The sequence below is a fragment of the Bradyrhizobium yuanmingense genome (genome assembly GCF_029167105.1).
Classification (GTDB): Bacteria; Pseudomonadota; Alphaproteobacteria; order Rhizobiales; family Xanthobacteraceae; genus Bradyrhizobium; species Bradyrhizobium yuanmingense_A.
In genome coordinates, this window is sequence record NZ_JARFML010000042.1 from 41,631 (window position 1) to 68,000 (window position 26,370).

General features: G+C 63.2%; 26 protein-coding genes, 1 tRNA gene and 1 pseudogene. 16 read left to right on the top strand and 12 right to left on the bottom strand.

Going from position 1 to position 26,370, the window contains the following annotated elements; all coding sequences use genetic code 11:
- Nucleotides 1-22 precede the first annotated feature (22 nt).
- Together P0R31_RS35120 and P0R31_RS35125 are read right to left on the bottom strand one after the other, a co-directional pair.
- Nucleotides 23-394, bottom strand: coding sequence for a hypothetical protein (locus P0R31_RS35120; RefSeq protein WP_275519295.1), 372 nt, complete (start codon nt 392-394; stop codon nt 23-25).
- A 16-nt stretch (nt 395-410) separates the two neighbouring features.
- Nucleotides 411-917 carry a hypothetical protein gene (locus P0R31_RS35125; RefSeq protein WP_275519297.1) on the bottom strand — a complete coding sequence of 169 codons (507 nt, stop codon included), beginning with the start codon at nt 915-917 and terminating at the stop codon, nt 411-413.
- A gap of 147 nt (nt 918-1,064) precedes the next feature.
- Between P0R31_RS35125 and P0R31_RS35130 the strand changes: the two genes are divergently transcribed.
- A complete protein-coding gene (locus tag P0R31_RS35130; protein ID WP_275519299.1) occupies nt 1,065-1,871 on the top strand; it encodes a lytic murein transglycosylase in 807 nt (268 codons plus the stop codon).
- A gap of 43 nt (nt 1,872-1,914) precedes the next feature.
- On the opposite strand, the gene P0R31_RS35135 is transcribed toward P0R31_RS35130, so the two are convergent.
- A complete protein-coding gene (locus tag P0R31_RS35135; RefSeq protein ID WP_275519301.1) occupies nt 1,915-2,745 on the bottom strand; it encodes an SDR family NAD(P)-dependent oxidoreductase in 831 nt (276 codons plus the stop codon).
- A 123-nt stretch (nt 2,746-2,868) separates the two neighbouring features.
- Between P0R31_RS35135 and P0R31_RS35140 the strand changes: the two genes are divergently transcribed.
- The 4 genes from P0R31_RS35140 to P0R31_RS35155 all read left to right on the top strand — a co-directional run bounded on the left by P0R31_RS35140 (nt 2,869) and on the right by P0R31_RS35155 (nt 6,418).
- Nucleotides 2,869-3,243 (top strand): response regulator, encoded by a 375-nt coding sequence (locus P0R31_RS35140; protein WP_275519303.1) that lies wholly within the window; start codon nt 2,869-2,871, stop codon nt 3,241-3,243.
- A 44-nt stretch (nt 3,244-3,287) separates the two neighbouring features.
- The gene (locus P0R31_RS35145; RefSeq protein WP_275519305.1) at nt 3,288-3,899 is read left to right on the top strand and encodes a LysE family translocator; all 612 of its coding nucleotides are present in this window, start codon (nt 3,288-3,290) and stop codon (nt 3,897-3,899) included.
- A gap of 649 nt (nt 3,900-4,548) precedes the next feature.
- Nucleotides 4,549-5,757, top strand: a complete 1,209-nt coding sequence (locus P0R31_RS35150) for a GGDEF domain-containing protein (RefSeq protein ID WP_275519307.1) — start codon at nt 4,549-4,551, stop codon at nt 5,755-5,757.
- 37 nt (nt 5,758-5,794) lie between these two features.
- A complete protein-coding gene (locus P0R31_RS35155; protein WP_275519308.1) occupies nt 5,795-6,418 on the top strand; it encodes a peptidoglycan recognition protein family protein in 624 nt (207 codons plus the stop codon).
- A gap of 121 nt (nt 6,419-6,539) precedes the next feature.
- On the opposite strand, the gene rpoH is transcribed toward P0R31_RS35155, so the two are convergent.
- Nucleotides 6,540-7,439, bottom strand: a complete 900-nt coding sequence (rpoH, locus tag P0R31_RS35160) for an RNA polymerase sigma factor RpoH (protein ID WP_157285013.1) — start codon at nt 7,437-7,439, stop codon at nt 6,540-6,542.
- A gap of 218 nt (nt 7,440-7,657) precedes the next feature.
- On the bottom strand, nt 7,658-8,665 hold the full coding sequence (locus P0R31_RS35165; protein WP_275519310.1) for an RluA family pseudouridine synthase: 1,008 nt from the start codon (nt 8,663-8,665) through the stop codon (nt 7,658-7,660).
- Between P0R31_RS35165 and P0R31_RS35170 the strand changes: the two genes are divergently transcribed.
- The 7 genes from P0R31_RS35170 to P0R31_RS35200 all read left to right on the top strand — a co-directional run bounded on the left by P0R31_RS35170 (nt 8,664) and on the right by P0R31_RS35200 (nt 16,264).
- On the top strand, nt 8,664-9,008 hold the full coding sequence (locus tag P0R31_RS35170; RefSeq protein WP_036009606.1) for a hypothetical protein: 345 nt from the start codon (nt 8,664-8,666) through the stop codon (nt 9,006-9,008). The genes P0R31_RS35165 and P0R31_RS35170 overlap by 2 nt on opposite strands.
- A 218-nt stretch (nt 9,009-9,226) precedes the next feature.
- Nucleotides 9,227-9,301: transfer RNA gene (locus tag P0R31_RS35175), tRNA-Glu, on the top strand.
- Nucleotides 9,302-9,523: 222 nt separating this feature from the next.
- The gene (locus tag P0R31_RS35180) at nt 9,524-10,243 is read left to right on the top strand and encodes a hypothetical protein (protein ID WP_275519312.1); all 720 of its coding nucleotides are present in this window, start codon (nt 9,524-9,526) and stop codon (nt 10,241-10,243) included.
- A 20-nt stretch (nt 10,244-10,263) separates the two neighbouring features.
- Nucleotides 10,264-13,527, top strand: coding sequence for a hypothetical protein (locus P0R31_RS35185; protein ID WP_275519314.1), 3,264 nt, complete (start codon nt 10,264-10,266; stop codon nt 13,525-13,527).
- A complete protein-coding gene (locus P0R31_RS35190; protein WP_275519316.1) occupies nt 13,520-13,759 on the top strand; it encodes a hypothetical protein in 240 nt (79 codons plus the stop codon). Before P0R31_RS35185 ends, P0R31_RS35190 begins: the two co-directional genes overlap by 8 nt.
- A gap of 777 nt (nt 13,760-14,536) precedes the next feature.
- A complete protein-coding gene (locus tag P0R31_RS35195) occupies nt 14,537-15,013 on the top strand; it encodes a hypothetical protein (protein WP_275519317.1) in 477 nt (158 codons plus the stop codon).
- 414 nt (nt 15,014-15,427) lie between these two features.
- Nucleotides 15,428-16,264 (top strand): hypothetical protein, encoded by an 837-nt coding sequence (locus P0R31_RS35200; RefSeq protein ID WP_275519319.1) that lies wholly within the window; start codon nt 15,428-15,430, stop codon nt 16,262-16,264.
- 37 nt (nt 16,265-16,301) lie between these two features.
- Here P0R31_RS35200 and P0R31_RS35205 read toward each other — a convergent pair whose 3' ends face one another.
- The gene (locus tag P0R31_RS35205; RefSeq protein ID WP_275519321.1) at nt 16,302-16,649 is read right to left on the bottom strand and encodes a hypothetical protein; all 348 of its coding nucleotides are present in this window, start codon (nt 16,647-16,649) and stop codon (nt 16,302-16,304) included.
- Between the two features lie 26 nt (nt 16,650-16,675).
- Nucleotides 16,676-18,571: a hypothetical protein gene (locus P0R31_RS35210; protein WP_275519323.1), complete on the bottom strand. Its 1,896-nt coding sequence runs from the start codon at nt 18,569-18,571 to the stop codon at nt 16,676-16,678.
- Nucleotides 18,572-18,592: 21 nt separating this feature from the next.
- Here P0R31_RS35210 and P0R31_RS35215 point away from each other — a divergent pair, with 21 nt between their 5' ends.
- Complete coding sequence (locus P0R31_RS35215) at nt 18,593-19,033, top strand: hypothetical protein (RefSeq protein WP_275519325.1); 441 nt, start codon at nt 18,593-18,595, stop codon at nt 19,031-19,033.
- On the opposite strand, the pseudogene P0R31_RS41165 reads toward P0R31_RS35215, so the two are convergent.
- A pseudogene (locus tag P0R31_RS41165) lies at nt 19,007-19,231 on the bottom strand (hypothetical protein); the annotation flags it as partial. The gene P0R31_RS35215 and the pseudogene P0R31_RS41165 sit on opposite strands and share 27 nt — an antisense overlap.
- Nucleotides 19,232-20,144: 913 nt before the next feature.
- Here P0R31_RS41165 and P0R31_RS35220 point away from each other — a divergent pair.
- The gene (locus P0R31_RS35220) at nt 20,145-20,297 is read left to right on the top strand and encodes a hypothetical protein (protein WP_275519327.1); all 153 of its coding nucleotides are present in this window, start codon (nt 20,145-20,147) and stop codon (nt 20,295-20,297) included.
- A gap of 322 nt (nt 20,298-20,619) precedes the next feature.
- On the opposite strand, the gene P0R31_RS35225 is transcribed toward P0R31_RS35220, so the two are convergent.
- From P0R31_RS35225 to P0R31_RS35240, 4 genes are all read right to left on the bottom strand, one after another.
- Nucleotides 20,620-21,039: a CBS domain-containing protein gene (locus P0R31_RS35225; protein ID WP_036009620.1), complete on the bottom strand. Its 420-nt coding sequence runs from the start codon at nt 21,037-21,039 to the stop codon at nt 20,620-20,622.
- A 183-nt stretch (nt 21,040-21,222) separates the two neighbouring features.
- Nucleotides 21,223-21,693, bottom strand: coding sequence for an aminoacyl-tRNA deacylase (locus tag P0R31_RS35230; protein ID WP_157285009.1), 471 nt, complete (start codon nt 21,691-21,693; stop codon nt 21,223-21,225).
- Between the two features lie 196 nt (nt 21,694-21,889).
- On the bottom strand, nt 21,890-22,873 hold the full coding sequence (locus P0R31_RS35235; RefSeq protein WP_275519329.1) for an alpha/beta hydrolase: 984 nt from the start codon (nt 22,871-22,873) through the stop codon (nt 21,890-21,892).
- Between the two features lie 152 nt (nt 22,874-23,025).
- Nucleotides 23,026-23,460 (bottom strand): hypothetical protein, encoded by a 435-nt coding sequence (locus P0R31_RS35240; RefSeq protein WP_275519331.1) that lies wholly within the window; start codon nt 23,458-23,460, stop codon nt 23,026-23,028.
- Nucleotides 23,461-23,798: 338 nt separating this feature from the next.
- Here P0R31_RS35240 and P0R31_RS35245 point away from each other — a divergent pair, with 338 nt between their 5' ends.
- Both P0R31_RS35245 and P0R31_RS35250 read left to right on the top strand, forming a co-directional pair.
- Nucleotides 23,799-25,289 carry an amidohydrolase family protein gene (locus P0R31_RS35245; RefSeq protein WP_275519333.1) on the top strand — a complete coding sequence of 497 codons (1,491 nt, stop codon included), beginning with the start codon at nt 23,799-23,801 and terminating at the stop codon, nt 25,287-25,289.
- A 3-nt stretch (nt 25,290-25,292) separates the two neighbouring features.
- On the top strand, nt 25,293-26,222 hold the full coding sequence (locus tag P0R31_RS35250; RefSeq protein WP_275519335.1) for a CobW family GTP-binding protein: 930 nt from the start codon (nt 25,293-25,295) through the stop codon (nt 26,220-26,222).
- Nucleotides 26,223-26,370 lie beyond the last annotated feature (148 nt).

A 26,370-nucleotide genomic window follows, 5' to 3' on the forward strand; every position in this document is an offset into this window, starting at 1 on the left:
GGTTGTTTTTGCGGTTTTTGTTTCAGCGCCGACGCGCACGCTTCGCGCTGCGCTCCTTAATCTGGCCGGCGGTGTGCACCTCCTGCACGGCGAGGCGAGATCCGCGCCCGCCGCCTTTGTCGCTGCGCTCTTTCCGTCCCTGCGCCATGATCGCGCTGCCCATCGCGGCCGAGCCGAAGGTGATGAGGAAGGCGGCGAGCAGCAGCACGAGCGCAATGCCGGGCGTGCGGTCGGCGAAGATCAGCTCGCGCAGATGTCCGGGGTTGAGCCAGAGCAGGCCGCCGACCAGGAGCATTGCGGCGCAGGCGCCGATTGCGAGGTTGATGGCGAGCAGGCGAAACAGCGGGATGCGCAGGAGCGAGCGGGTTGATTGAGACTGCTGGCGGGAGGGCATGGCGGTGTCGCCTCCTTCACGCCGCCGGCGCGGCGCGCGCGGCCTGCTGCCGCTCCATCATGGTCTGCCACAGCGTCGCGATGCTCGCTTGCGTCTGCGGCGCGATCAGGCAATGGCCCTCATTGTCGAAGCCGCAGAACCGCACGGACGCGTCCTTCTTCACCTCGGTCAGGGCCTGGTTGATCATTTCGAGACACGTCATGACCTCGCCGACGTCTTGCAGGCGGGTGTGATGCAGGATGTCCATCAGGCGGAACGTCATCACCGCGGGGCGGCCGAAGCTGATGCCGGGGCGGCCGAGCTCGAACAGCACGTTGACGGCAGGAAACACCCCGCGGATGTGCTCGAGCACGCCGGCCATGTCCTCCACGCTGCAGGCGACGAGGTGGGGGACTTGCGGCGGCGCGGCCGTCGGCGTCGGCGCCGCAAGGCCGAGTGCGGCGATCACCTCCTGCTCGATCCATTGCCGCACCGGGGCGGGCGCATTGCGAATCTGCTCGGCGGTCAAGGTAATTCCGGTCATGTCCGGTTCTCCTGCTCGGCCCAGTCTAGAAAGCACGGCGTGAGACGTTTTGATGCGGATCAAGCGCCGCGCTTTGACGCTTGCGGCGTTCCCGGGCATGATCCCGCGCGCTGCTTCGCACTGGGATTCTCTGGGGGATTGCTCCACATGCTGAGACCGCTTCTCGCCGCCGCCTTCGTCGTGTCTCTGGCTGGCGGGGCAGCGCAGGCCGCCCGCTGCGGCGGCGACTTCAACAGCTTCATCGCCACCATGGCGCAGGAGGCGCAGGCCGCCGGCGTCTCGGCCAGCGTCACCCATGCGGCGCTCGGGGGCGTTGCGCCCGACCCCGCGGTTCTCGCCTTCGACCGGCGCCAGCGTTACACCTTCAACAAGACCTTCGAGCAGTACGTCTCGACCCGCGTCGGCCCCGGCCGCATCAATGGCGGGCGCGCGATGCTGCAGCGGCATGCCGCGCTGCTGTCGCGCATCGAGCAGAAGTTTGGCGTGGCCCGCTACATCCTGGTTGCGATCTGGGGGCTGGAGAGCGATTTCGGCAAGGGCGACACCGGCAAGCTGCCGGTGGTCCGCACGCTGGCGACGCTCGCGCATGATTGCCGCCGCACCGATCTGTTCCAGGGCGAGCTGCTGGCCGCGCTCAAGATCGTGCAGCGCGGCGACCTGCAGCTGCGCGACATGATCGGCGCCTTTGCCGGCGAGATCGGCCAGACCCAGTTCCTGCCGTCGTCCTACATCAAGTACGGCGTCGATTTCGACGGCGACGGCCATGTCGACCTCCGCCACAGCATCCCCGACGTGCTCGCCTCGACCGCGAACCTCCTGCATACGAGCGGCTTCAAGATGGGCCAGCCCTACGGCGAGGGCACGCCGAACTTCGAGGCGATGCGCGAGTGGAACAGGGCCGTGGTCTATCGCAAGACCATCGGCTATTTCGCGGACCGGCTGATGGGGCAGTGACTTCACCCTCCCCCTCCAGGGGAGGGTGAAGCGCCACGCTCGTTCACGTCCCCTTCGCCATCTTCTCCAGCCGCCGCTGCAGCGGCGCCCAATAGGTTGCCGGGCGGAAGCGCTGCAAGAGGTCCATGAAGCGGGCGTCGTTGCCGATCAGGATGCGCGGCTCGTTGCGCTCGATGCCCCTGATGATGCGCAGTGCCGCGTCCTTCGGCGAGGTCTTCGCCGCGTTCTCGAACCGTTCGATCGATTGCGCGCGGCGGGCATTGTCGGTGACACCGACGCCCGTGCGGGCGTTGCGCGCGATCGCGGTGGCGATGCCGCCGGGATGCACGACCGACAGCTTCACCGGGCTGCCCGCGACGCTGAGCTCGTGCCGCACGCTCTCCGAGAAGCCGCGCACCGCGAACTTCGCCGCGGCATAGGCCGATTGGCCCGGCGGGGCGATGATGCCGAAGATCGAGGAGAGGTTGACGATGTGCGCCTCGCTCATCGTCTTCAGGTGCGGCAGGAAGGCGCGTGTGCCGTGCACCACGCCCCAGAAATTGATGTCGAACAGCCAGTCCATCTGGGCCTGGTCGATCTCCTCGAACGTGCCCATCAGCGCAACGCCGGCATTGTTGACGACGATGCCGAGGGAAGGATGCGCGGCGATGGCCTCGCTTGCGAACTGCGCGATGTCGCCGGCCTCGCCGACGTCGACGCGATGCAGGCTGACCTTGCGCGTTGTTCCGATCTCCGCCGCGAGCGCCTTCAATCCGCCCTCGTCGCGATCGGCCAGCGCGAGGTCGCAGCCGCGCTGGGCGAGCTCGACCGCCAGCGCCCGGCCGATGCCGCTCGCGGCTCCCGTGATGGCGGCAGCGCCCCGAATCGTCGTCATGAATTCCCCCCGTCAAGTCCCCGACGATGGAACTATGAATTACTTTTTTTTGAAATGAAACCGAACCCTGGCCGGCTTCGGTTTTTAACATTCGTTATGGATGCAATGCATTGGGAGCCGCCGATGGGACAAGCGACGCCATTACGCGCGACAGCGCTGATCGTTGAAGACGACGCCATGCAGCGGGAGATGCTTTGCGTCCTGCTGGAGGAGAGCGGCTACCAAGTCATCCAGTGCGAAAGCGCCGAGGCCGCCGAACGCGTCCTCGACAAGAACGCCGGCGCCCTCTGTCTGATGTTGACCGACGTCCAGCTTGCCGGCCGCATGGACGGCGTCGAGCTCGCGCATGTCGCCAAGCACCGCAATCCCAAGCTCGACGTCGTCGTCACCTCGGGCCGCCCCTTGAAGCAGGCCTTGCCCGACGGCGCCAAATTCTGGGCCAAGCCCTGGGCGCCGCTCGACGTGCTGCGCGAGGCCGAGATCGCTCAGCTGTCCTGACGCGCCCGCTTTCTCGCGGCGCCCTGCGGTGATAAGGTCGGCCGATGACCTGGTCTTTCCTGCTCACCTCGCTCATCGTCGTCGCTTCCCCCGGCACCGGCGTGCTCTACACGCTGGCCGCGGCGCTGACCCGCGGCTCGCGCGCCAGCGTGGCGGCCGCCTTCGGCTGCACGCTCGGCATCGTGCCGCACATGGCGGCGGCGATGCTCGGTCTTGCCGCCGTGCTCCACACCAGCGCGCTCGCCTTCGCCGCGCTGAAATGGTGCGGCGTCGCCTATCTGCTCTATATGTCCTGGCAGGCGCTGCGTGAGACCGGGGCGCTGGCGGTTGGGGGCGAGATCAGGGAAAGATCGAGCAGCCGCGTCGTCGTCACCGGCTTCCTGATCAACATCCTCAACCCAAAACTGTCGATCTTCTTCCTCGCCTTCCTGCCGCAATTCATCGCGGCGGACGAGGCCCATGTGCTGGCGCGCATGCTGGAATTGAGCGGCGCCTTCATGGCGATGACCTTCGCGGTGTTCGTCCTCTACGGCGTCTGCGCCGCCGCGGTGCGCGAGCGGGTCATCTCCCGCCCGGTCGTCATGGCCTGGCTGCGCCGCTCCTTTGCCGCCGGCTTCGCCGCGCTCGGCGCCAAGCTGGCGTTGTCGGAGCGGTAGGTCTTCGTCACCTCTCGAAAGGTCTCGTCATGCCCGGGCATGACGCTGTCAGAGCGGGTACGTCTCGAACATTCGCGCAATAAAAAAGCGGGCCTTGCGCCCGCCACCTTCGATCGACCCGACGCCCGGGCGGAGCTCGCTCCACCCGGGCAAAGAAACAGAAGCCTCGTTACTTCTTCTTCGCCTTCTTGGCCTTTTTCGCCTTCTTCTTCGCCGCCTTCTTCGCTTTCTTAGCCATAGTATCCTCTCAAGGGTTAATGGTGGAACGCGACACGAGGGTGCTCGGCGGAGGGCCAGCCTCGCAACATCCTCGACGACAAACTCAGCAGATTCGGAGCCGGCTGCCCCGCGCCGTCACATCCGTGTCATCCTGTTATCCACAGCTCAGATGCATTTTCGGGTGATTTTGCCGCGCGAATCCGCTTCGCGGGCCTGCGGGCACGGCGCTCGTGCTTGCCGGGGCTGGCTTAACGAAGCCGAAATTCTTCGCCGGATTCATCAATCCAAAACCAATGCCCGAGATTACGCGATTGCGGTGAGACTCCATTAAGCGTGCCGCGTGCATGATGGTCCGCAAGAACACGGGGGCGGGTATGTACGGGCAATTGCCGAGCGGAGAGGGCGGGACCATGCGCGTCCCGCAGTCGCCATGCTGAGCGTGTCGACACTCTGGACCGTCATCGTCATCAACTTTCTTGCGCTGGGCCTGATCTGGGCCTACGTGGCGCGCGCTTATCCCAAATTCGAGGCGGCTCGGTATTGGACGGCGGGGGCCGTGCTGGCGGCGGCAGGCGCGGCGATCTCCATGCTTCGCGACATGATGGAGCCAGCCTTTCCGCTGATCGGCGGAGGCGGCCTGATGATCTTTTCGTCGTGGCTCGCCTGCATGGGCGTGGCCCGGTTCTATCACCGGCCGGTGTCCTGGCCGGCTGCGATCGGCAGCTCGCTGCTCGCCAGCGCCGGCCTCGCCTTCTTTCTGGTCGTCATCGACCACATGCCGATGCGGATCGTGATCTACTCGCTGGCACAATCGACGCCGATCCTGCTGATGCTGCCGCTGCTGCTCGGCCAGCAGAACGGGCGGGAAAATCCCGGTGCACGCCTCGCTGCGATCGTGGGATTGCTGCTGCTGTCCATTCACCTCGTCCGCTCCGGCGCGGCGCTGCTCGGCTATGGCGGCGCCATCACCGCCGTCAACTTCAACGGCTTGCAGACGTTGATGATCCTGCTGCTGGTGTTCCTGGCCATGGCCTGGAATTTCGCTTGTCTGTTGATGGCGATCGAGCGGCTGCGCAACGAGGTCGCCGACCTCGCGCTGCTCGACGATCTCACCGGCGTTGCCAACCGGCGGCATCTGTTGCAGCGCCTGACCGAGGAATGCGCCCGTTCGGGGCGCAGCGGTGAGCCGTTCTCGCTGCTGCTGATCGACCTCGACGGCTTCAAGACCATCAACGACACCCATGGCCATGCCGCCGGCGATGCCTGCCTGAAGCACTTCACCTTGATGGCGCAGACGCGCCTGCGGCCGGGTGACATGCTCGCCCGCACCGGCGGTGACGAGTTCTGCATCGTGCTGCCGTCCTCGTCCCTGCGCGAGGCGGCCGCGATCGCCCGCCGCGTGGTCGAAGCTTGCCGTCAGGATGCCGCCAGCTGCAGCGGCCGCGACATTCCGATCGCGATCTCGATCGGGGTTGCGGAGTGGGACCGTGGCATCGGCGAATTCCCGGACCGGCTGATGGCCAATGCCGACCACGCGCTCTATGCCGCCAAGAAGAACGGCAAGAACGATTTTGCGGTTTATGAACCCGCTCCGCCGCTGTCGCCCGAGTCCGTCGGGACGGTGAGGACATTCGCGTAAAGCCTGTTAGGCTCGCGGTCGCATTGGACCTTGCCTGATGACGTTTCGCCTGCTCGCGGCCGTGTTGGCCGCGCTTCTCCCGATCGTCCCCGCTGCGGCCACGGACGCCGAGCTCGCCCAGCTCGCGCGCGCCTCCGGCACGCCCGACATCCCCGGCCTGAAGATCGTCTGGCTGGCGCCGTGGGGCGACGTCGCTAGCGCAAGACCCTGGCGCAACATCATCGTGCACCAGACCGAGGGACCGGCGGGCTCGGCCCGCGGCGGCGCGCAGGCGCAGGCGAAGAACCCGACGCGGCGCGGCGTCACGGTCTGGGTCGAGACCGACGGCACGGTCTATTGGGCGGTCGCCGAGAACCTCGTGCCGACCCACGGCGATGGCGCCAACCGCAACGACAACAAATACATCGACAACCGTCCGACCTATCGCCAGGTGGTGCGCGACAACTCGATCGGTGTCGAGTTCGCCGGCAACTATCCCGACGTGACGACGGGGCCGACGGAGGCACAGGTTGCGGCGTGGAAGATCCTCGTCAAGGTGCTGCGCGCGCGCTACGACATCCCGCTCGAGCGGGTCTACGCGCACAATTGGATCGACTACAAGGACGCCCGCTATTGCGAAGGCTGCACGCTCGCGACGATGGCAAGGCAATGGGGGGAGTAGGCGGTGTGCCCACACGCACCGCTATCAGGTGCAGTTCGCATCACACCAATAAAAAAGCCGGCGTTGCCGCCGGCTTTTCGTCTCTTTCGATCCGCCAATCTCTGGCGCTGAACCGCCGCGCTTAATGCGCGGCTTCCAGCGCAGCCTGTTCGGCCTTTGCGATCGTGCCCTTGACCGCGGACTGCACCTTCTCGAAGGCACGGACCTCGATCTGGCGGACGCGCTCGCGCGACACGCCGAACTCGGCAGCAAGGTCTTCCAGCGTCATCGGCTCATCGGCGAGGCGGCGGGCCTCGAAGATGCGGCGTTCGCGCGGGTTGAGCACGCCCATGGCGCCGTTCAGCGCGTCACGGCGGTGATCATATTCCTCGTGCTCCGCCATCATGGCTTCCTGGTTGGGCGTGTTGTCGACCAGCCAGTCCTGCCATTCGCCGGCTTCGCCGTCGTCGCGGATCGGTGCGTTGAGCGACGCATCGCCGCCGAGGCGGCGGTTCATGTCGATCACGTCCTGATCGGTGACGCCGAGGCGCTTGGCGATCATCTTGACCTGGTCGGGGCGGAGATCGCCTTCGTCCAGCGCGTTGATCTTGCTCTTCGCCTTGCGCAGGTTGAAGAACAGCTTCTTCTGGTTCGCGGTGGTGCCCATCTTCACGAGCGACCATGAACGCAGGATGTACTCTTGAATCGACGCCTTGATCCACCACATGGCGTAGGTGGCGAGACGGAATCCCTTCTCGGGTTCGAATCGCTTCACCGCCTGCATCAGGCCGACATTGCCTTCCGAGACGACCTCGGAGATCGGCAGGCCGTAGCCGCGATAGCCCATGGCGATCTTGGCCACGAGGCGGAGATGGCTGGTGACGAGTTGGTGCGCCGCGTCGCGATCGTCATGCTCGCGCCAACGCTTGGCGAGCATGTACTCCTCCTGCGGTTCCAGCATCGGGAACTTGCGGATCTCGGCGAGGTAGCGAGAAAGGCCGGATTCTCCATTGAGGACCGGCAAAGCAGCGGTACGGGCCATAGTGCGCCCTCCAAAAGGTTCAGGCCCCCGATAGCGGCGGGCCAGGCAGACGACCGCTGTGTTAAAGCCGGCCGTAGCTGCGATGTTCCGCGTTGGTCATTTCAACGCAGACGCAATATACCCCATCGGGGGTCAAAAAGGGAAGGATTGCTGACGTCACGTCCCCGTGTGGCAGCTATAACTTTTTGTAATGTAAAGGCTTTCTGAAGCGGCCTGCGTCATGGCGCCGCCTTGAGCGCACGTTCCAGGAGAAGCAAATCCTCCGGCAAAGGCGCCTCCCAGTGCAGTAATTCTCCCGTCCTCGGGTGCTCCAATACCAGCAGGTAAGCATGTAAGGCCTGCCGCCCCAGCGCCGCCAAAGCTGCCTGCGACTCGGGGGCGAGCTGGTTGGCCTTGGTCTTGAAATGCGGGCCATAGACGGCATCGCCCATCAGCGGGTGGCCGATATGGGCGAGATGGACGCGGATTTGATGGGTGCGGCCGGTCTCGAGCTCGCAGGCGAGCAGGGCGGCGACGCCCTTGCCGTCGCGTCCACGAAAGCTCTCCAGGATTTCCCAATGCGTCACCGCCTCGCGGCCACCCTGGCGCACGGCCATCTTCTCGCGTGCATGCGGATGCCGGTCGATCGGCGCATCGACGGTGCCGCGGTGCCGGTTCGGCACGCCCCAGGCAAATGCCATGTAACCGCGCCGCATCGCACCGGTGCGGCCGTGATCGGCGAATTGCGCCGTCAATGAAGCGTGGGCGAGATCGTTCTTGGCAACCACCATCAGCCCCGTCGTGTCCTTGTCGAGCCGGTGCACGATCCCGGGCCGGCGCACGCCGCCGATGCCGGAGAGCGAGGCACCGCAATGGGCGATCAGCGCATTCACCAGGGTGCCGGTCTCGTGGCCGGCCGCGGGATGCACGACGAGGCCCTTGGGCTTGTTGAGGACGACGATGTCGTCGTCCTCGAACACGATGTCGAGGGCGATCTCCTCCCCCTTGGGCTCGGCGGGCGCCGCTTCCGGCACGTCGATTATGATCGTATCGCCGGATGCGACGTGATAAGCGGGGTCGCGGACCGCAGAGGCCTTCAGGTGCACTGCGCCCGCCAGGATCAGGGCTTTCAGCCTCGATCGCGACAGCTCCGGCAGGCGCGCCGCCAGCACGCGGTCGAGCCGGGCCGATCCCTCGGAGCCTTCGACCACAACCTCCAACCTTTGCGCTGACCCAGGGCTTTCCATGACGACGTCTGATACCGCTGTTCCCGAACCGACCCCCGAGCAGGCCGCGCTGTTCGCGCGGGTGCGGCGGATGATGCTGATCGCGGGGTTGACCACGGCGCTGGCGTTCTGCGCCGTGCTGATCGCGGTGGGCTACCGCCTTTTCAAGTCGGAGGGAAGGGCGGTCGAAGCGGCAAGCGATGTCACTGCCACCCTGCCCAAGGGCGCCAGAATCGTCTCGACCGGGGTCGCCGGCGACCGCCTCGTAGTGACGCTGGATCTCGGCGGAATCATCGAGATCCGCACCTTCGATGCCCATACCCTGAAGTCGGCCGGACGGCTGAAATTCGCCAATGAGCCGTAAAAGGCCCTCGGGGTCCTTGCGGCGGACAAATTTCGAGGCTATTGGCTAGCCCTCACGCTCCCTTCGTCTAGCGGTTAGGACATTTATATCCCCCAATGAACCTACCATCTGTGTGAGTTCAAAGGGTTAGATATAGTAGATCTACCAAGCGTAGATGCAGGACGCGCGCTGAACTAGGTCGACAAAATCGCTAATATACATGCGATTTCAATGGCTTAGCTCCCTTCGTCTAGCGGTTAGGACGCGGCCCTCTCAAGGCTGAAACAGGGGTTCGATTCCCCTAGGGAGCGCCATTTTCATCGCAAGATATCCGACCGATCAATCGATCCCGAACGCGCCAGCCGATCAGCGCGGCGTGCGGGGAGTGTCGAGAAGCCCGCCACAAAGCCGTAGCCAGAACGGCTGCAATTTCGCTACGCTACCTGTCGTTGCAAGACCGGCGAAGCGCGCACACACCCATCCGACGACATTTCCTGCGCCCGACGCCAGTGCTCTTCGATGCCCGGGGAGGCTGAATGAGTGCAGAGGAAGATGTCGCTCGTCGCGAACGACGGAGGTCGATCGGTTCGCAGCTTAACGCAGGCCTGATTGGCGTCATCCTGGGGTCTGTGGGTTTCGCCTGGTTCAATCAAGCATGGGCTCCGGACGCTCAGGCGCGGATTGCTGTACTGCTGGCTGCAGTCGGGCTGTTCAGCGGTCTCGCGACGATCACGTATGTTTGGATGGGAGGACGGGAAACGGAGAAGTCCTGGCTCTACGTTGCTCTCTTCTGCATGGCGGTCCTGGCGATCGCTGCGGCGCGGACGAACCAGCTCTCGTACGTGCAGGCGCTGCTGGTCATTGTCTTCGGCAGTGTTGCCCTGGTTGCCGCGGTCAACGCGTTGTCGCTGTTTCGGCTGGGTGAGGCGATCGAGTTCGAGAGCAGTTGGGGCGGCCTGGGCAGCGCGCTGGGGGGATGGCGATTGTCATCCGCGACGAGTCTCATTCTGTCGGCATTCCTGTTCGCCTGCGGTGCCATCGTTGTCGCTCAGGTGTCCCGTGATCTGCCGCTAACTGTCGCCGCTGAGACCAAGGCCGCAAAGGATACCGCCAGTGCGGACGCAAGCAAGGGGGCCAAACAACCGGTTGTCCAGCCATCGCCGTCTCCGACCACCCAGCCAACGCCCGGCCCGACTTCCGTACCTTCCGCGACACCAACTGCAACTGCGCCCAAAGGGCCGGGATCAACGCCATGACGTCCGGATAGGTGGGGCCGATGACCTTCACTCTCAATGAGCGCGAGGACGAAGGTGCGGTCAGGTGGGCCGGTGAATGGCCGTTTCCTGCGCGTGCACATTTCATCAAGTCAGAGGCCTACGACACGCTGCTCCGGGAGTTGACCCGCTATGTGAAGGGCGAGGTCCCCGGGCGTTCCTTCTTGATTGCAGGTCATCGCGGCGCGGGTAAGACGTCGCTCGTGCGTCAGGTTGTTGAGGACCTCAACCGCACGATCATCGACAAGGCGGTTGCCAAGGCAAAGGACGGCGACAAGGGCCGCATGCTCGACCAGCAGCGCCCCTTGCTGGTCAAGCTCCACGGACCAAGCCTGCTTGCACCCGTCAAGAAGGCAGAGCCCGCGCCGCAGGAGCCTCCTGTGCCGAAGCGCGCGACGGCAAAGACCGCACCCAAGTTAACAATCGAGATCAAGTCGACGGAAGGGCCTGCCGCGGAACACGCGGCCGCGGAGAAGCCGGCGCCGGCCGCTTCCGACGTGACGGTGACGGCCCTTGAGCAGATCACGGTCGCACTGTACCGGGCGCTCGCGGCCGAGTTCGGGCGCTCGTTCACCAATCACGCGAGGGATGAAATCTATCAAGCCGAACAGGCCGGCCGTCCGCGTGTGCAAGTCGCCGACTATCTGGAGGTCGCGGGGCAGTTCACGCTCGAACTCGACAATGTGCCCCGACCCGGGACACTCCGTGCTTTCTATCGGCGCCTCGGCCGGGTCGATGCCGGCGTGCTCTGGCCCTACGAGGTCGGCGCCGCCCTGTCGAAGTCCGGCCTGAATGACCGCGGCATTCGCGAAATCGTTGCGCTGTCGACTGCAGCGCAGGCCTTCGAGGTCTGTTCCGGTACGGTCGAGTCGAAGCAGACAGACAAGGACAACCGGTCACGCGAAAGCAGCCTGGAAACGAAGGGCGCTGCCGAGTTCAAGGACGTCTTTAGCAAGATCGCAGGCCTCGCGGTCGGTGCCGGCGCAGGCGCGCTAAGCTATCAATTCGGCCTGCCAGCAGCGATCGTGCTCGGCGTTGCGGCTTGGCTTGTTAGCACGTTGACATTCACCTGGAGCAGCAAGCGCTCCGCCAAGACCGAACGGTCGCTCGACTACACCTTTGTCCGCAACCGCGATAAGCAGTCGCTCGAACGCGATCTGCCGCTGGTGATCGAGCGCGTTCGCGGCGCAGGTCTTGCGCCTGTCTTCATGCTCGACGAGCTCGACAAGCTGGACGATGCGGCGGCGTCGATCGGGGTTCTCATCAGGAATCTCAAGCACCTGACGACGGACTTTGGATGCTTCTGCTTCCTGACCGATCGAAAGTACTATGACGAACTGATGGCTAAGGTCGAGCGTGAGGCCTTTCCTGTCGAGCATACCTATTTCAGCCATTTCCTGTTCATTCTGCCGCATCCGGATCGCTTCCTGGTCTTCCTGCGCGACATCACGACATGGACGTCGTCGGTGCCTTCGGGCTCGGCAACTCCCCCGGAGACGATCGACGAGGCTGCTCGATCGATTTTCGGCCTATTCGTGCTGCATCGCTCCAAGCTCAACATGGCGGAGGTTCTGCGCGAGCTCGCCGAGCAATGCGATGCGGACGGGCGTCTACGACAGTCGCCGGCTGACTTGAAAAGTCTTGAGTATACCTTTGCGGCCAGCATCCAGCTCGCCATTAGTCTTATCCTCAAAGAGGACGGCATCCGGCAGCGAATCAAGGCTGAGCCGCGCTTCATGCAATGGGCGATCGACGCGCTCTATTTGTTGTCGCGCGCCTGGGAAAAAAAGGAGGCGAGGGTCAAGTTTGACCGGATAGCGATCGTCAAATGTCTGCTCGAGCGCAGCGGAGCGCCACCGGCAGAGGACGAGGATGCGGAGGAGCGATTGCTGGCGACAAGAATGGGAAAGCTCGACCTCGATCTGATCGATCGCAGCGTCCAAACGTTCGCCGAATTGCTTTGCAGTTCGGCCAAGCTGAGGACCGAGCTCTCACAAGACAACAGGCCGGAAATGGCTCAAATCATTCCGCAGCAGGATTTGATCAAGCGCGTCGCAAAAACGCGCGAGTTCAAGTTCGTCTACGACATGTATGGCGAGGAGGTGTTGGTTCGCGAGAGGCTGAAGAAGGCGTTGGCGGACGCAGGTCTGCCGAACGAGATCAAGAAGCAGATCAACGATCCGTTGGCGTTCCTAGAGGAGTTTACCTCGGCTCTTGCCGGGGAGGGTTTGGAAATCCAGGATCTGGTCGCGTTGCAGATTCTGCCTGCGACGATCGACGTGGTCGAGCTCGACCGGGCCAGACGGCGGCTAGCCGCAGCCAACCAATTCGACAAACCTTATGCAGGACTGCCGAAAGATCTTCCCCTGATCGGTGCGGTCGTCGGCTTCTCACGGCAGAACGGCACAAAGCTGGCAGCCCTGTTTCGCCTAGCTTTACAGATTGCAGCCGATGCGCGCACTTCGAAGGCGGAAGACCCGGTGCCCCTCCGCGCGACCCTCAATGCGATTGCAAGGTATGTCGACCTCAGGACTTACTTTCAACAGTCGGAAACCACTGCCGCGTTTCTCAACACGATTATTGACCGCCCGCTGGATCCGAATGGGCCGGCACTTGCCGAGACTGTCCAGTCCGTGAAGGATTGGCGCGCAAGTCTCGTCGCGCTCCGTCAGAGGCTCGCTGCCGACGCTCCGTCGATCGACAAGACTCTGAACGAGGTGTTGTTGTGGGATGACTGGCGCAAGCAGGTCATGATGCACTTGACGGGTGTCTCGTCCCTTGTCGAGCCGGCAAGATACCTCAACATCGCGTTCCGGGCTGCAGATCTGGCCCCCGGACGGCTGTTCGAGCGCGATCTGTCCCAGACGAGCTTGCTTCAATGGAGCAAAATCTGCGTTTGCGGTTTTCCGAGGGCAACCGTCGCCACGGTGCCCCCCTGGGTCTTTGTTGCCGGGCTCGCAGCGCTGGGCTTCGGGCGTCGCGTGCTCGTCGAAGCGGTCGCTCTTCTTGACGAAGGCCAGCGTGCGGACTGGGGGACCATCATTTCCCACGCACCGGAGCGGAAGGAGGGCTACCTCTTGGTCATTCAGTACGAGGAAGCGTCCATCGCCGCCGAGCCGCCGAATTTGGACCGTTCACCGGCCGCCGTCCCGCTGTTGGCTCTTCCTGAAGAGGGGTTGGTGGCGTATGATGAGGTGTTCGGATGGCTGATCCAGCATAGGGCACTGGCGGGGACCATTTTCGAAGAGGCGAGACCCGATGAGTGAGAGCACGAAGAAGCCGACTTTTCACGACAAGGCCATACCGTCGTCGCTCGAAGACCTCCCGCGTTTTGGCATCACGCCGAAAAGCACGTCTTCACGCGAGGACAGCGAACGTCCGGATATCGCCTATGGTGTGCGCTCCCTGCGCGACCTCTACAACGAATTCACGCGCGGCTTTACGGATCCCGATCGGTCGAAGCCGGCCCCGAGAGGTCCCTCGAAATCGAGACGCTGATCGCCCGCGGGCCTGTTTGAGCGCCTTCGGTGGCTCCAGCCCCGGCGCAACGTGCTTTAAATCGCCTCGATCGCATTCGCGCCCGTGGCGTTGTTCTTGTGCGTCGAGCTCTGCAGGTTCATGCCGAGCTTTAACCCCCAGACGCTGTAGCGCTCGAGCCGGCACCCCCCAGATCCGCTTGCGTAGGCCTTTGGAATATGGCTCGAGGCTCGCCGCCGCTGCACGGGCTTTCTTGGCAGGCTCAGTCGGTGCAATGGCGATGGACGAGGCCAATCTCGCCTTTTTGGATAGCGGTCGCCGTCGTTGTTGCCATAGGCCCGGTGGGGCCTACCTAGATTATATAGATATTTCAATCGTATAGGAGTTCGCAGTTTTGTTCTGACCGGAGCGCCAACCTTTTGAACGCTCTGATCTTTCATCGATTTTTCTCCTTGCCGTCCCACCGTTCCATTGAGTGGGACACATGATATTCTTCATTTGAGCTTTGACATTGCGGATGCCAACTCGGCCTTCCGAGCGGCGCGCGTATCGCTCGACTTCTTCCAATGAGCGGTGACTGGTGATTGCCATGATCTCGTGGGGGGAAGCGCCACTCGCCAAGCGAGCAGCCGTCGCCTTTCGCAGCCCGTGCGCCGAGCAATGCGGAAATCCTGCTGGATTGCACCAGTCGCGAAACTTGGCCCCGCTTCCAGCGACCGAAAACGGTTTGGCATACTATGTAACGAGAAAGGTAAGATGCCGGGTCGCGGTTGCGGCGACGGTTTTTGCTAAGTCCGCATGAACGGGAATATCCAAGTCGATTGGGTTGCGATGCTAGTGCATTGCCTGCCGGTATTGAATGCGCCCATTGCGAACGTGTTGCGAGCCAAGCCTCACCACGTCTTCGCGGCGGCAGGCTGTATAGTCTCGCCGCGATGCCTCGCTGCGGCTCGCGCATTCTCGAAAGTTTTTCTCGTCGCCATTGGTGTCCGGAGAATATTCAAAGCGCCGCTGACGTACGCTGTCGTACGCGAGCGCCCTCGGATGCTCGCATTGACGTTGCTCGTCGTACAATCAACTCTTGTCCTGTCGAGCTTTGTGCGAATACGAGGGCCACGTGAGATACGTGCTAAAAATCTATTCGCGGACAGCGGCCTCAGCCATCCGAACTACGAATTGCGCATCCTGACCGTGAACGACATCATTTCGAACAGTCCGACGTCGCGTGAGCTGGTCCAGCAGTTCGAAAGCTGCCGCGCCCCCGCTGGCCGTTGACGAGGGGATGGCAGATAAAAGTTGCAGATTTGCAACTTATCGAAATGAACAGTCAGACGCATAAAACCTTTGATTGAGTGACGTTCAGTCTAAAGCTACGCTCAGCGGCATTAGAAAAAGAATGCTTAATTGGGGGTGGTTTGTGCGTATTTTCCTGACGCTCTCTTTTATTCTGTTGTCTTCTATTTTGTTGTCTTCGTTTGCTCATGCCGCCGCGCGGGTTTCCACGTCGGACAGATTGATAATGTGCCCGACCGACAAAGTGCGGGCTTGCGACGTCATCGTCGACCCTTCGGGACAACTCACCCCGCCCGTGCCATGCAGGGCTAGTCATTGCAGGCCGGGACGTCCCAGGATCATCAATGGCCGCAAGGTTTGCTCCTTCACCTGTCCAGATTTTTTTATGGACTGACCATGGCAAAGAACCGATCCGTTGCCGTGCTTTTCGGTGTTCTCCTTGTCGGTGGCTGCGGTACTTACGTTCCTGCAATGCAGGAGCTTGGCGAGAACCCCGGAGCGTATTCCGAGTTCTCGCCGAGCGGCGATCTTGAATTCAAGATCCGGGCGAAAGTGTACTGCGATATCGTCGATGCGGTCATAGCCGCTCGTGGCGAAGGTGTCCTGCCGACGGGATGGGCTGTGCAGGTGACGTTGGATCTCCAGGTCGACGAAACGGGTTCGTTGAACCCAGGCGTCACGTTCATAGATCCGCTCGCTGGCTCTCAATCCTTCTCCATCGGAGTGGGCGGTGTACTTTCGTCGACAGCTACGCGGGAGGACAAATACGGCAGCTATTGGGATCTCGACAGGCTGCAATCTCGCACCGGCAATCCCTGCAGATCCAAGGGGGAGCAGGTGGCAGGGAGTTCTTTGCTTCTGAGCGAACTTGGAGTTACGGAATGGCTGATCGACTCGCTGAAAGGTCGCGACTTCCTACCGTCGTCGGCCGGCATGAAGGGCGATCCTTTCTTCAAGCAGGATTTTCTGTCCTACCATATCAAGTTCGTCGTGGTGTCCAGCGGCGGAATTACCCCCACTTGGAAGCTCGTTCGACTCTCGACCGGAAACGGCGGCCTTCCCCTGGTCGGGGCGGGCCGCACCCGCTCACATGACTTGCTTCTGACTTTTGGGCCGACATTCAAGGCGGGTGCGCCCAATCTCGCAATCAGCTCGCACGCCGCTCAGGATTTCGGGATCGCGGTGTCGAACAGCGTTCGGAACGGTGCTCGCACGTTTGCTCCGCCCCAGTAGATGCAGATACCGAGGCTGCTGGCCGGAGTGCGCGCTGCTAGCCTTGTGACCAATCGATTTCCTCGGTCTTGCGATTGACCGCGACGGTGCGCTCAAGGTCACCCGATTTAAGATCGACGAGCTCCACGTCCGGCTCCAGCGGCTGGGCGGTCGCGGTGTCGTCGACCGCGGCGTCCTCGCCTAGGAACTTGCTACGAAGCTGCCGGGTCGTCGGCATCACGGCGTCGACCTTGGCAGCGGCCTCGTCCGCGGCTCCGTCGCTCGCCGCCGCACGGTCGCGCTTGGCGCCGAACGGCTTGGCTGGTCCGGCCGGCGCAACAGCTTTCCAACCCGGCATCTTCTTCTCGGCGATCTCGGCGGCGGTCAATTTCGGTTTGCTTGCCATCGGAGGCTCCTTTGCCAGGCTGGAGTTTACCACCCCAAGCCAAGGCATGTGAACTGCTTGTAAAGCTTGCGTTCGACCGCAAGATCCCACAGTGCGGTTCGCCCGTGGGGGATATCCAATAGATAAGTCTGTCGCGCGTTATGCAATGCCTGGGCGGGGGGAACCTTCTTGCGAATTTCGTCCCAGAATGCGGCGTGCAATGGACCGCCGAAAAAGCCGCCCTGGGCGCCCGGTGAATAGTGCACCCCGGTCGTGCCGACGAACGCGCGCGCGCCCGCCTTTAGGATCGACAGCGCCATGGACCGTTCGACCATGCGCGGGGTCGGTTGTCCATTGGAGACGAGGGCAGGGTCCGATACGGTCAGCGCACCCCAGCAACAGCCGGCAAAGGCAATGCCGATGCCGGACGCCGGAAGCGAGGCGATATCGATTGCCGTGAGGTTGCCGCCATCGTCTTCGCCCCAGAAGACCGTGCTGTTGCGGTAGTCGCCGTGCAGCATGAAATAGACGCATTCCCGCGCCGCTAACTGGCGCTGCTGGGCGGACGGTTGTTGGGGGCAGGAGATTTGGACGGCTTCGTTGCCGGGGATGTTTGCATAGACGGCATCGGCGAATGGCCGCTCACGGTTGCGAAGCCCGTAGCGTCCAGCCTGTCCGATACCACTTTGCGTCAACTGTGACAGAAAGAACGAGCCCATGCGCGCGTCCGGAATGCGGCTCACCGGCAGCTCCGGCACGCCGTCCGGCTCGATGTCGCCGTAGACATCATCGGACCAGACGATGAAGCCGTCCTTGTCCCGTGCCACCAGATTGGCGGGAATGCGGGCGCGCAAATCCGGTCCGAGTACGTCGATCCGCTGCGAGGGCACCACATCGTAGCCGCCCAGGATGACCACGCCTTTCGGCTTGCTCTCGAGCATCGCTAGCCGCGTATCGGTGATCAGCTCGGCGCTGGAGGCGTTGACGAGTCGATGGCCGCCGCGTTCCACAATGCGGATTGCGCGATCCGCGTCCTCGCCGATGTTCTGCCTCAAACGCGTCGAATCCGTCACGAACAGCAGGGGCGGCAACACGCGGCCCGCCGCGAGCGCGTTGTCCCGGCCGGGCGAGCGCGCGACTTCAGGCCTCGGCCAGTCGCCTCTCGACCGCCCGGGCGGAACGACCGCCTCTTGTCTTATCGGTAGATCATGCGACGGCCGGGAAATCTCGATCTCACGGCCATCGATAGAGACGCGGCCGTCCGCATAAGGCATGCGGACGAAGGTGATGTCGATGAACTGCTCGGACGCTGACGACGTTGTCGCAACGCCCGCGCTGCCGGACGGCGGGACGCGCTCGGCGATAGCCGGCGCCGCGGCCTCGTCGCTTGCGACGTTCGGCGTGAAGTCGTTAAATCGGCCCCGACCCTCCATCTCTTGTTGCGCGGGATATATGGTAATCAGGCCGTTGCGGTCGGTGCGCCCATACTGGAAGTCATGCTGCCGCGCGAGGCGTTTCAACAGTTGAAGCGTGCCTGAGTGCGGATGCTTCGGATCATTAAAACCGCCGGAATGCCCGAGAAGGGGCGGCCATTGCCATTCCGACAGAATGTCCTGGTTGATGCCGTTGTGGCTGGTGTGATGCGGTAGCTTGGCAAACACGAAAGGCCCGGCGCGCTTCACGCTGTCGCGCAGTTCACGCACGAAGCCGTCGATCTCGGCAATTCCAGGCTCGGCGAACTGCATGTCGCCAGGCAGCAGAATGCGCGCATCCTCCGTTCCGAACGTCAGGATGATGCTCTGGCAGTTCTTGGCCCACCCAACCTCATGCGAGACCTCGTCAGCGGCGTCGCTCTCGCTCTCCATCAGGCGCAGATAGGTCTCGGCCGGGCTCTCGTTCGCGTCTGCAAAATCGGCCAGCAGATCGACCGCGTCGCCCGACACGCGCTGGATGGTCTCGGCGCAATGCACCAGCTGGTCCGTCGTCGGCCCGAGGATCTGCATGCCGGTCGGGCTCATTGCATTGGTGAGCGCATTCAGACCACTGAGGCCGCGATAGCGGGTGACGTCGGCAGTCCGAGCGAGCTTGTCCAACATGGCGTTGTAGCTGTCCTGCAGCAGCGCCGCATCCGACAGGAATTCTTCGAGTGCAGGCCCGCGCAGGCTCGAATGGTCTTCTTCGCTGAGCGCGGCCACCAGCCGTTTGATTCGTTCCGGCGCAGCAGTCACGCGGGCATCGCTGCCGCCCTGGTCGTCGATGCCGAAGCCGAGCTTTTCGTCAGCGACCAATGCGCGATCGCACGTGACGATGTCGTCAGCGATCAGTTTTGGCAGACAGCCGATGTGATCCTGATGACAGTGTGTCACCACCAGCAGATCGAAATGGTAGGACCCCTGACCGCCTAAGATCTCTTCGAACTGGGCCGGGATCGAAGGCCGATATTCGTTGTCCTTCCAGTCGCCCGGATGTCCGCCATCAATCAGGATCGACATCCCGCCGCACTCGACGACGATGCAGTCGCCGTACTTAGTGCGGCCCATGTTGAGAAGGTGGCAGGCAAATGACTGGGCTCCGCGTCTCACCGGCCTTCTCGCCATTGACATTACTCCCTTGCTGACAGCTACGCTGCATTAAGGCCCAGTCTGTATCCGAGCGCAACTCCTGATAGAGTTGTATGATAGTTTCGCGACTGCCCTCTCCGAGGTTCGACCGCCTCGAAAGAGTTTCGGCGCCTATTCTCAATGCCTTGAAGAATAATGAGGTGTTCGTCGCATAATTCGTTAATTGGTTGGAAGCGCGCTATTCCTAAGGGAGTATCAAAGCCATGCGCAACATATTGAAACTGCAAATCTATTCTTTTGGCAAGCGTTTAGAAACGGGAGGCCATATCGTATTTTGAATCGCGGTTAGCGGACCAAGTACCGTGTCACGAAGTCGGGCCAAATCAAATGAGCTTCCAAATCTAGAATTGGCTACTGGGCGAAGGGATGTCGGAAGAAAGAATCGTCTGTCTGGATTAAATGGCCGGACAGATGCAAGCGAACTGACGGACTTCCGGAGGGCTTTTGTACGCGAAGCTACCGTTCAGTGCCCTTATACCACCAGCAACGTGAGCCAACTTGGCCCGCTAGTAAATGGCGAAGTCATGAGGGTTCTTGTACCCGTCTCGGTAATCTTTGATAGCGCGTGGGACAGAAACCTTGAGTATGAAAACCTTGTGATAAAACCAGTGAGCAAAGAAGATAGCGTTATGGAAATAGGGGCTCGCTGTTGGAGCGATGTAGAAGCGTGCCCCAGTCTTTTCTACGAATGCCTCGGCAAAGGCTTTTGATCCAGATTTGCACGCGGTGGAAACGAGCGTCTTGTCATCTAAGAGATCATCCGGAAAAGCCTCTAGCCGAACAGAGCCGCTCGGAGTCCAAAATCCTTTGAACCGTTCTTTTGTGACAGCTCCATGGGACGGGTCGCCGTGCGGTTCCTGAGCATGACAGCGCAAAAGGGCTGGAGTTTCCCTGCGTGGCCATCGCCGGCTTGGGCCTGCTCGGTCGCCACGGCGAGACCGTCGAGGAATGTGTCCGGCTGACCTATGTCGGGGTGACCCGGGCAACTCACGAGGCGCTCCTGACCTATTCGAGCGAGTCGGCATTGGTGCAGCGCTTGATCGCGTAGCCCGACGCCGCGCAGGCGCTCTTTCACGCGGTAGTGCAGTCGATCGAGCGGCGGATCGCCCGCTGCACGTCCGCATTCGAAAGAAACACATCGTGGTAGGTTGCGCGTCGCAGCGTCACCGATGATGACGTGATCGAGTGAACGGGCCTTGCATCCATTCCGGCGCAACTTGCATTCACTCCGGCGCAAAACAAGGCGCATCGCGTTGTCGCTTCTGCGCCGCGCGATGGTTGCACCACGAGCGCATGGCTCGGGCTCCCCTCAACCCCTGTTCGAGCGGCGATCGCGAGAGGAGGCCTGGCCATACGTCTTGGCCGCAAGTTCAGTGATGCGCCGAAACGCTTCTGACGGTCTCGGTGAGCATGTCACCCGATGAGGAATGGCTGACGTCACCCAGGCTGATGATGCCGACCATCCGCTTGCTCTTGTTGATCACCGGCAGCCTGCGGACCTGCAGCTTCTCCATATGATGCATCGCCTTGGCGAGGTCATCGTCCTCGCGGCAGCAATGGATGCCCTCGGTCATCACGTCACGTGCCGTCGCGCGGCCGGCATCGAAGCTGTGGCTCGCGAGTCCTTTGCAGACGATGTCGCGGTCGGTCACCATTCCGACCAGCTTGTCATCCTCGCCAATCGGAATGCAGCCGATGTCATGCGCCCGCATCAGTTTGGCAATCTCGGTGATTGGCGTGTCGGGGCTGACCCAGTCGACACCCTTGTGCATCACGTCTTTGACTTTCATGGCGAGCCTCCGTTCGTGGGTTTCAAGTGCGTTGATGCAATGCAGCGGCACCCCCATCCTCCGAACTCCGACCAGACAAAGCGCAGACACTGTCGCCGCCACCCTGCAGAACGGTATGATGGCGATCTTGCGGCTAGAGTTTCCGCCCAGGGCCGCAAGGACAATGGGCGGCGCACAGGATCCTCAGTCGTGCGCGCTGAAGCGGCCGTGCGGTGCGTTGGCCGTCAGGCGCGCAAACTGCGCGTGACCCATGTGAAGCAGCGTCTCATGATCGCCGGCTTCCATATAGATGTCCGGCTGTGCCTCGAGGCTGTCGTCGACGATGATATCCAATCCGTAGCATTTGCCGACGGCAGGAACCGCACCGTGTGCACAGTCGCTGAACAGCCGATTGATCTCGGTTTCATCGGCCATGTGGACATTGTCCCCGAGGCTTGTCCTCAGGTCCGACAGGCGGAGGTGATGCGATGCGGGCAAGACGGCCAGCATGTATCCGCCGTCGCGCCGCAACACGATGCCCTTGGCGAGGCGGTCGCCGGAGATATGGCATGCCTGCGCTGTTCGGGCGGACGTCATGCTGAGTTCGTGCGGGATCACCTCGTACTGGATGTTCTCAGCGGCAAGGTATTTCTGGAGGGTGGGAGCAATGGCCATGGCATCACCTCCGATGCTGAATGGAAACCATCCACCGTGAGGCCGATCCTGCAGTCTCTCGCCATACGATGGGCGGCTGCCTGACTAGAAACTCAGCATAGGTCTTCCATCCGCAGGCTGCAATGCCATTCCCCTCGGAGCCGCAACGGATGTGGGCAGGAGCAGGCTTTTCGCGTGGCTCGGCGCCGGCGCTCTCCTACGCCGTCGTGCCGTCGATCGAGCGCCGGATCACCCGCTGCACTTCCGCGTTCGACAGGAACAGATCGTGGTTGATGATGCCCCAGCCTTCCGCCGACGCATCGACCACGCGCACACCGAGGCCAGCGATGGCGGCCTTCTCGGCCGCGCCGACCCGGGTCATGCCGCCGGCGAGCTGTCCCGACAGCGCCAGTGCACGATCGTTGGTCGAGGCGATCACCGTGATCTTGCCGGCGAGCGGGCCGATGCGCTGGATCGTCGACGAGAACACGTCCATGTCGATGTCGGGGGCGGCGAACACCACCGCGCCGATCTTGCTCGTCACCGTGTCGCCGTATCGCCCATGGAGCTGGCGCAGGCTTTCGAGCGTCAGCATGGTTCCCATGCTGTGAGCGACGATGTGCACGCGCCCCGCCCCCGGTGCCGACACCAGCGCCGAGAGCACGCGCTCGAAATTGTCGCGCGACCACATCGCGCTGTCGCGGTCATAGGCGTAGTCGAACAGTCCTGCCTTGGAAGGCCAGGAGAACGCCATGGTCCGGCCGCGGAACTTGATCCCATTGGAGAGGTGGGCTGCATCCAGCACCGCCGTCTCGAATGTCTGCTTGAAGCCGTGCACATAGATCAGCACGTCCCCGCCGCCGGCCTGCGCAGCGAGATCGCCCGCCTCGGCCGGCACCGGCTCGATCCGGTCAAGACGCCAATCCTCAAGTCCAACCGAGGCGAGGGAAAGTCGGCTTTCATCCGGCGCCGTCAGCTTCGCCCGTGCGATTGTCATGCTCGCGGCGCGCTCCGGCCCGAACCAGGGTTTCGCGCGGGCGCCGTTGAAGGGCTTGCGCGTGGTGACGACAAGCAACGTGGGGTCAACGGAGAGCGACGAGGCGTCGTAGCGCGCGCCGGTCGCACCGAGGCCCGCGCATCCGCCGAGCGCGAGCGCACTTCCTGTCGAGACGAGCCCCCCGAGCAGAGCGCGGCGTGACATGGAATGATTGGTGTGCAGAAGACGTCGGCCTATCACTGGGAACCCATGGGAACTTTGCCCCCGACAGCCGCCCCATCTGCTCCCTGAATGACAATGGGGGCGAGAAGACGGCAGAGCCGCTCGCGCACCTCTTGGCTCAAGCGAATGCCAGGTCAGTCAATGATCCCGATGGAATGAATCTCGCACCAGTCGCGCAATGCACGCTCTTTCGCCTTGTTCCGGTAGTCATGCCAGGCATCGATGGCTGCCCGTCGGGAGAGCAGGGCCTTGAACTTCTGATAGGCGCCGCGCTTGCTGAAAATGGTGCGAACGTCATCCAGATCGTTTGGCAAGAACTCGCGGGCGAAGGCAATCACAAGGGGCTTGCCGAGGTCGAGATCTCGTGTGTTCGGGATCTGCAAGTATTTGGTTTCGTCTTCGATATCGTCAGGCAGTTCGTCGTCCTCGAACTCCTGGAGGTCGTCCTGATCGAACTGGTAGTAGATCTTTCCTGTCTGCCTGCAGATAAAGGTGTGGCATTGCCCCATGCCGCCGTCGATGTCGGCAAACTCAAAAGCCTGGAGGATGTCTCCGAATTTCACGGGCATTGGACACCTTGCCAACGGACCGACAACGCAACGTTCGCGATGGATCCAAGAGTATAAGGGGCGCGTCCTTCGAGGCAATGAATCCTCGCCATGTCCAGAAGGCAACAGCCTCGACGCCGACGGGCAAAGTACTCCGATCCGCGGTCAACCCCCTCCCGCCAAAATATCCCACTTTACCGAAATTCTCCCAGCAAGTGACCTGCCTCCCAGCAAGCATGCCGCATCGGCGTCCGTGGCGGTGGCCGTTCTCCCCAGAATCTGCACTATGCGTCCAGCGCCTCCGAAGCTGCTGCCGGGCCTTTGGAGAATTGGGTAATTTTGCTTTTCGGAGTGACGAGATGAGCGGTTTGGTGGTCTCTGGCGGCCGGGTGGTGGATCCCGCGAGCGGGATGGACGCCGTCGGGGATGTGGCGGTCGTGGACGGCAGGATCGCCGCCGTCGGCACGGGCCTCGGCGGCGCCGAGCGGGTGATCGACGCCACCGGCCTCGTGGTGGCGCCGGGCTTCATCGATCTGCATGCCCACGGGCAGTCGATCCCGGCCGATCGCATGCAGGCGTTCGACGGCGTCACGACCACTCTCGATCTCGAGGCCGGCGTGCTGCCGGTCGGGTCCTGGTATGAGCGCCAGGAGCGGAAGGGGCGCGTGCTGAATTATGGCGCGGCCACCAACTGGGCCTTCGCCCGCATCGGCGCGATGACGGGCTCAAACGCGGAGAGCTCGCTGGAGGCGTTCGGCAACGCCATGCGCGACCGCCGCTGGATGGACAACGTCGCAACCGACGCGGAGGTCTCGGGCATCCTCGAGCGTCTCGGGCGCGGCCTCAACGAGGGCGGTATCGGCATCGGCATCCTCAACGCCTATGCGCCCGGCGCCGGCGTGCAGGAGCTGACCGCAGTGTGCCAGCTGGCCGCGAAGCAGGACGTCCCTACCTTCACCCATGTCGCCTTCATGTCGCGCATCGATCCCGAGAGCGCAGTGGAAGCCTATATCCGCCTGATCGGCTATGCCGGCGCCACCGGCGCGCACATGCACATCTGCCATTTCAACTCGTCGAGCAAGACCGACGTCGAGCGTTGCCGCGTACTGATCGAGAAGGCGCAAGGACAGGGCCTGCCGATCACGGTCGAGGCCTATCCTTACGGCACCGGCTCGACCGTGCTGGCCGCGGCCTTCTTCAGTGATCCGGAGTTCGTCGAGCGCAACGGCACCGGTTACGATTCCGTGCAGCGCGTCACCGACGGCTACCGCTTCCACGACCGCGAGGAGCTCTTGAAGGCGCAGGCCGAGGAGCCGTCCTCGCTTGTGCTCTGGCACATCCTCGACACCGAGAACAATGCGCATCACCGCGACCTGCTCGACATGTCGGTGCTGTATCCCGGCGGCGCGATTGCCTCCGACGCGATGCCGTGGACGCTGTCGGACGGCTCAACCTACACCGGCGATGCCTGGCCGCTGCCGGATGATGCGACCTCGCATCCGCGCTCGGCCGGCTGCTTCACGAAGTTCATCCGTGAATGGGTGCGCGAGCGCAAAGCCGTGTCGTTGCTGGAAGGCGTGCGCAAATGCGCGCTGATCCCGGCCGAGATCCTGTCGCAGAGCACGCCGGCGATGCGGGCCAAGGGCCGGCTCGCCAAGGACGCCGATGCCGATATCGTCGTGTTCGACTACGAGAAGCTTTCGGACCGAGCGACTTTCACGGCGATGAACCGGCCCTCTGAGGGTGTACGGCATCTGGTCGTCAGCGGTCAGGTGCTGATCAGCGACGGCATTCTCGATGTGACGGCACGGCCGGGAAAACCCGTGCGGCGCCCAATCGTCGAGGGCTGATCCATGCCGGTCCCCATTCTCCTGGTGACGGGCTTTCTGGGGGCGGGCAAGACCACGGTCGTCAACCATCTGCTGGCGCATGCGGAAGGACGGCGCATCGCCGCCGTCGTCAACGATTTCGGCGCCATCAACATCGATGCGGAGCTGATCGCGGGCGCGAGCGACGGCGTGGTCAGCCTTGCCAATGGCTGCATCTGCTGCTCGCTCGAGGGCGATCTGCTCCGCACGCTTTCGACGCTGTTGCGGCGTGATCCCAAGCCCGACTATATCGTCATCGAGACCAGCGGCGTCGCCGATCCCGCCGACATCGTGCGCAATCTGATGGACCCGGTGATCCTGCGCGCGGCACAGCTGGAGACGGTGCTTTGCGTGTTGGACGCGACGGCACCGCCCGTCGCCCTCGACGAGGCGTTGCAGCGGTCGCAGCTCCGCGTCGCCGATATCGTGGCATTGAGCAAGCTCGATCTGGCGGGCACGGGCGCGGGGGTGCGGATGCGTGACGCCATCCGCGCCCAGCGCGTGCCCGCGGTGGTGGTCGACGCACACCACGGCGAGATTCCGCCCGCGCTGCTGTTTCCCGCCGGCGCCGACCGCGCTCCGGCGTCGCGCGAGGTGGGACCGAAACGGCCGGCGGAGGTGCGCTTCGAGGCACTGAGCTGGACCTCGGATAAGCCGGTCTCGCTGCCGCGCCTGCAGCAGGCGATCAACCGCCTTGCGCCGAAGCTGGCGCGCGCCAAGGGCCTGTTCGAAACCATCGAGCAGCCCGGCCGCACGATGGTGTTTCAGTTCGCCGCCGGCCGCGCGACGCTCGCGCCAGGCGATGCGCCGGCACCGGGCGCGGCGCGGTCGCGCATCGTCTTCATTGTCGAGCTTGGCATGCTCTCCCGTGCCGAGCTCGACGGGATCATGGCGGGATGCCTCGCCGGTGGCTGAGGCGGGCGCGGGATCTTCGTGCTTCGAATGCGCTGGGGCCCATCCGGCCGCGGCATCCGCCTCAACTGCAGCCGCCGCCTCCGCCCCCCCCCCCCCCCCCGCCCCCCCCCCCCCCACCCCGGCCCCCGGCGCCCCCCCCCCGGGGGTT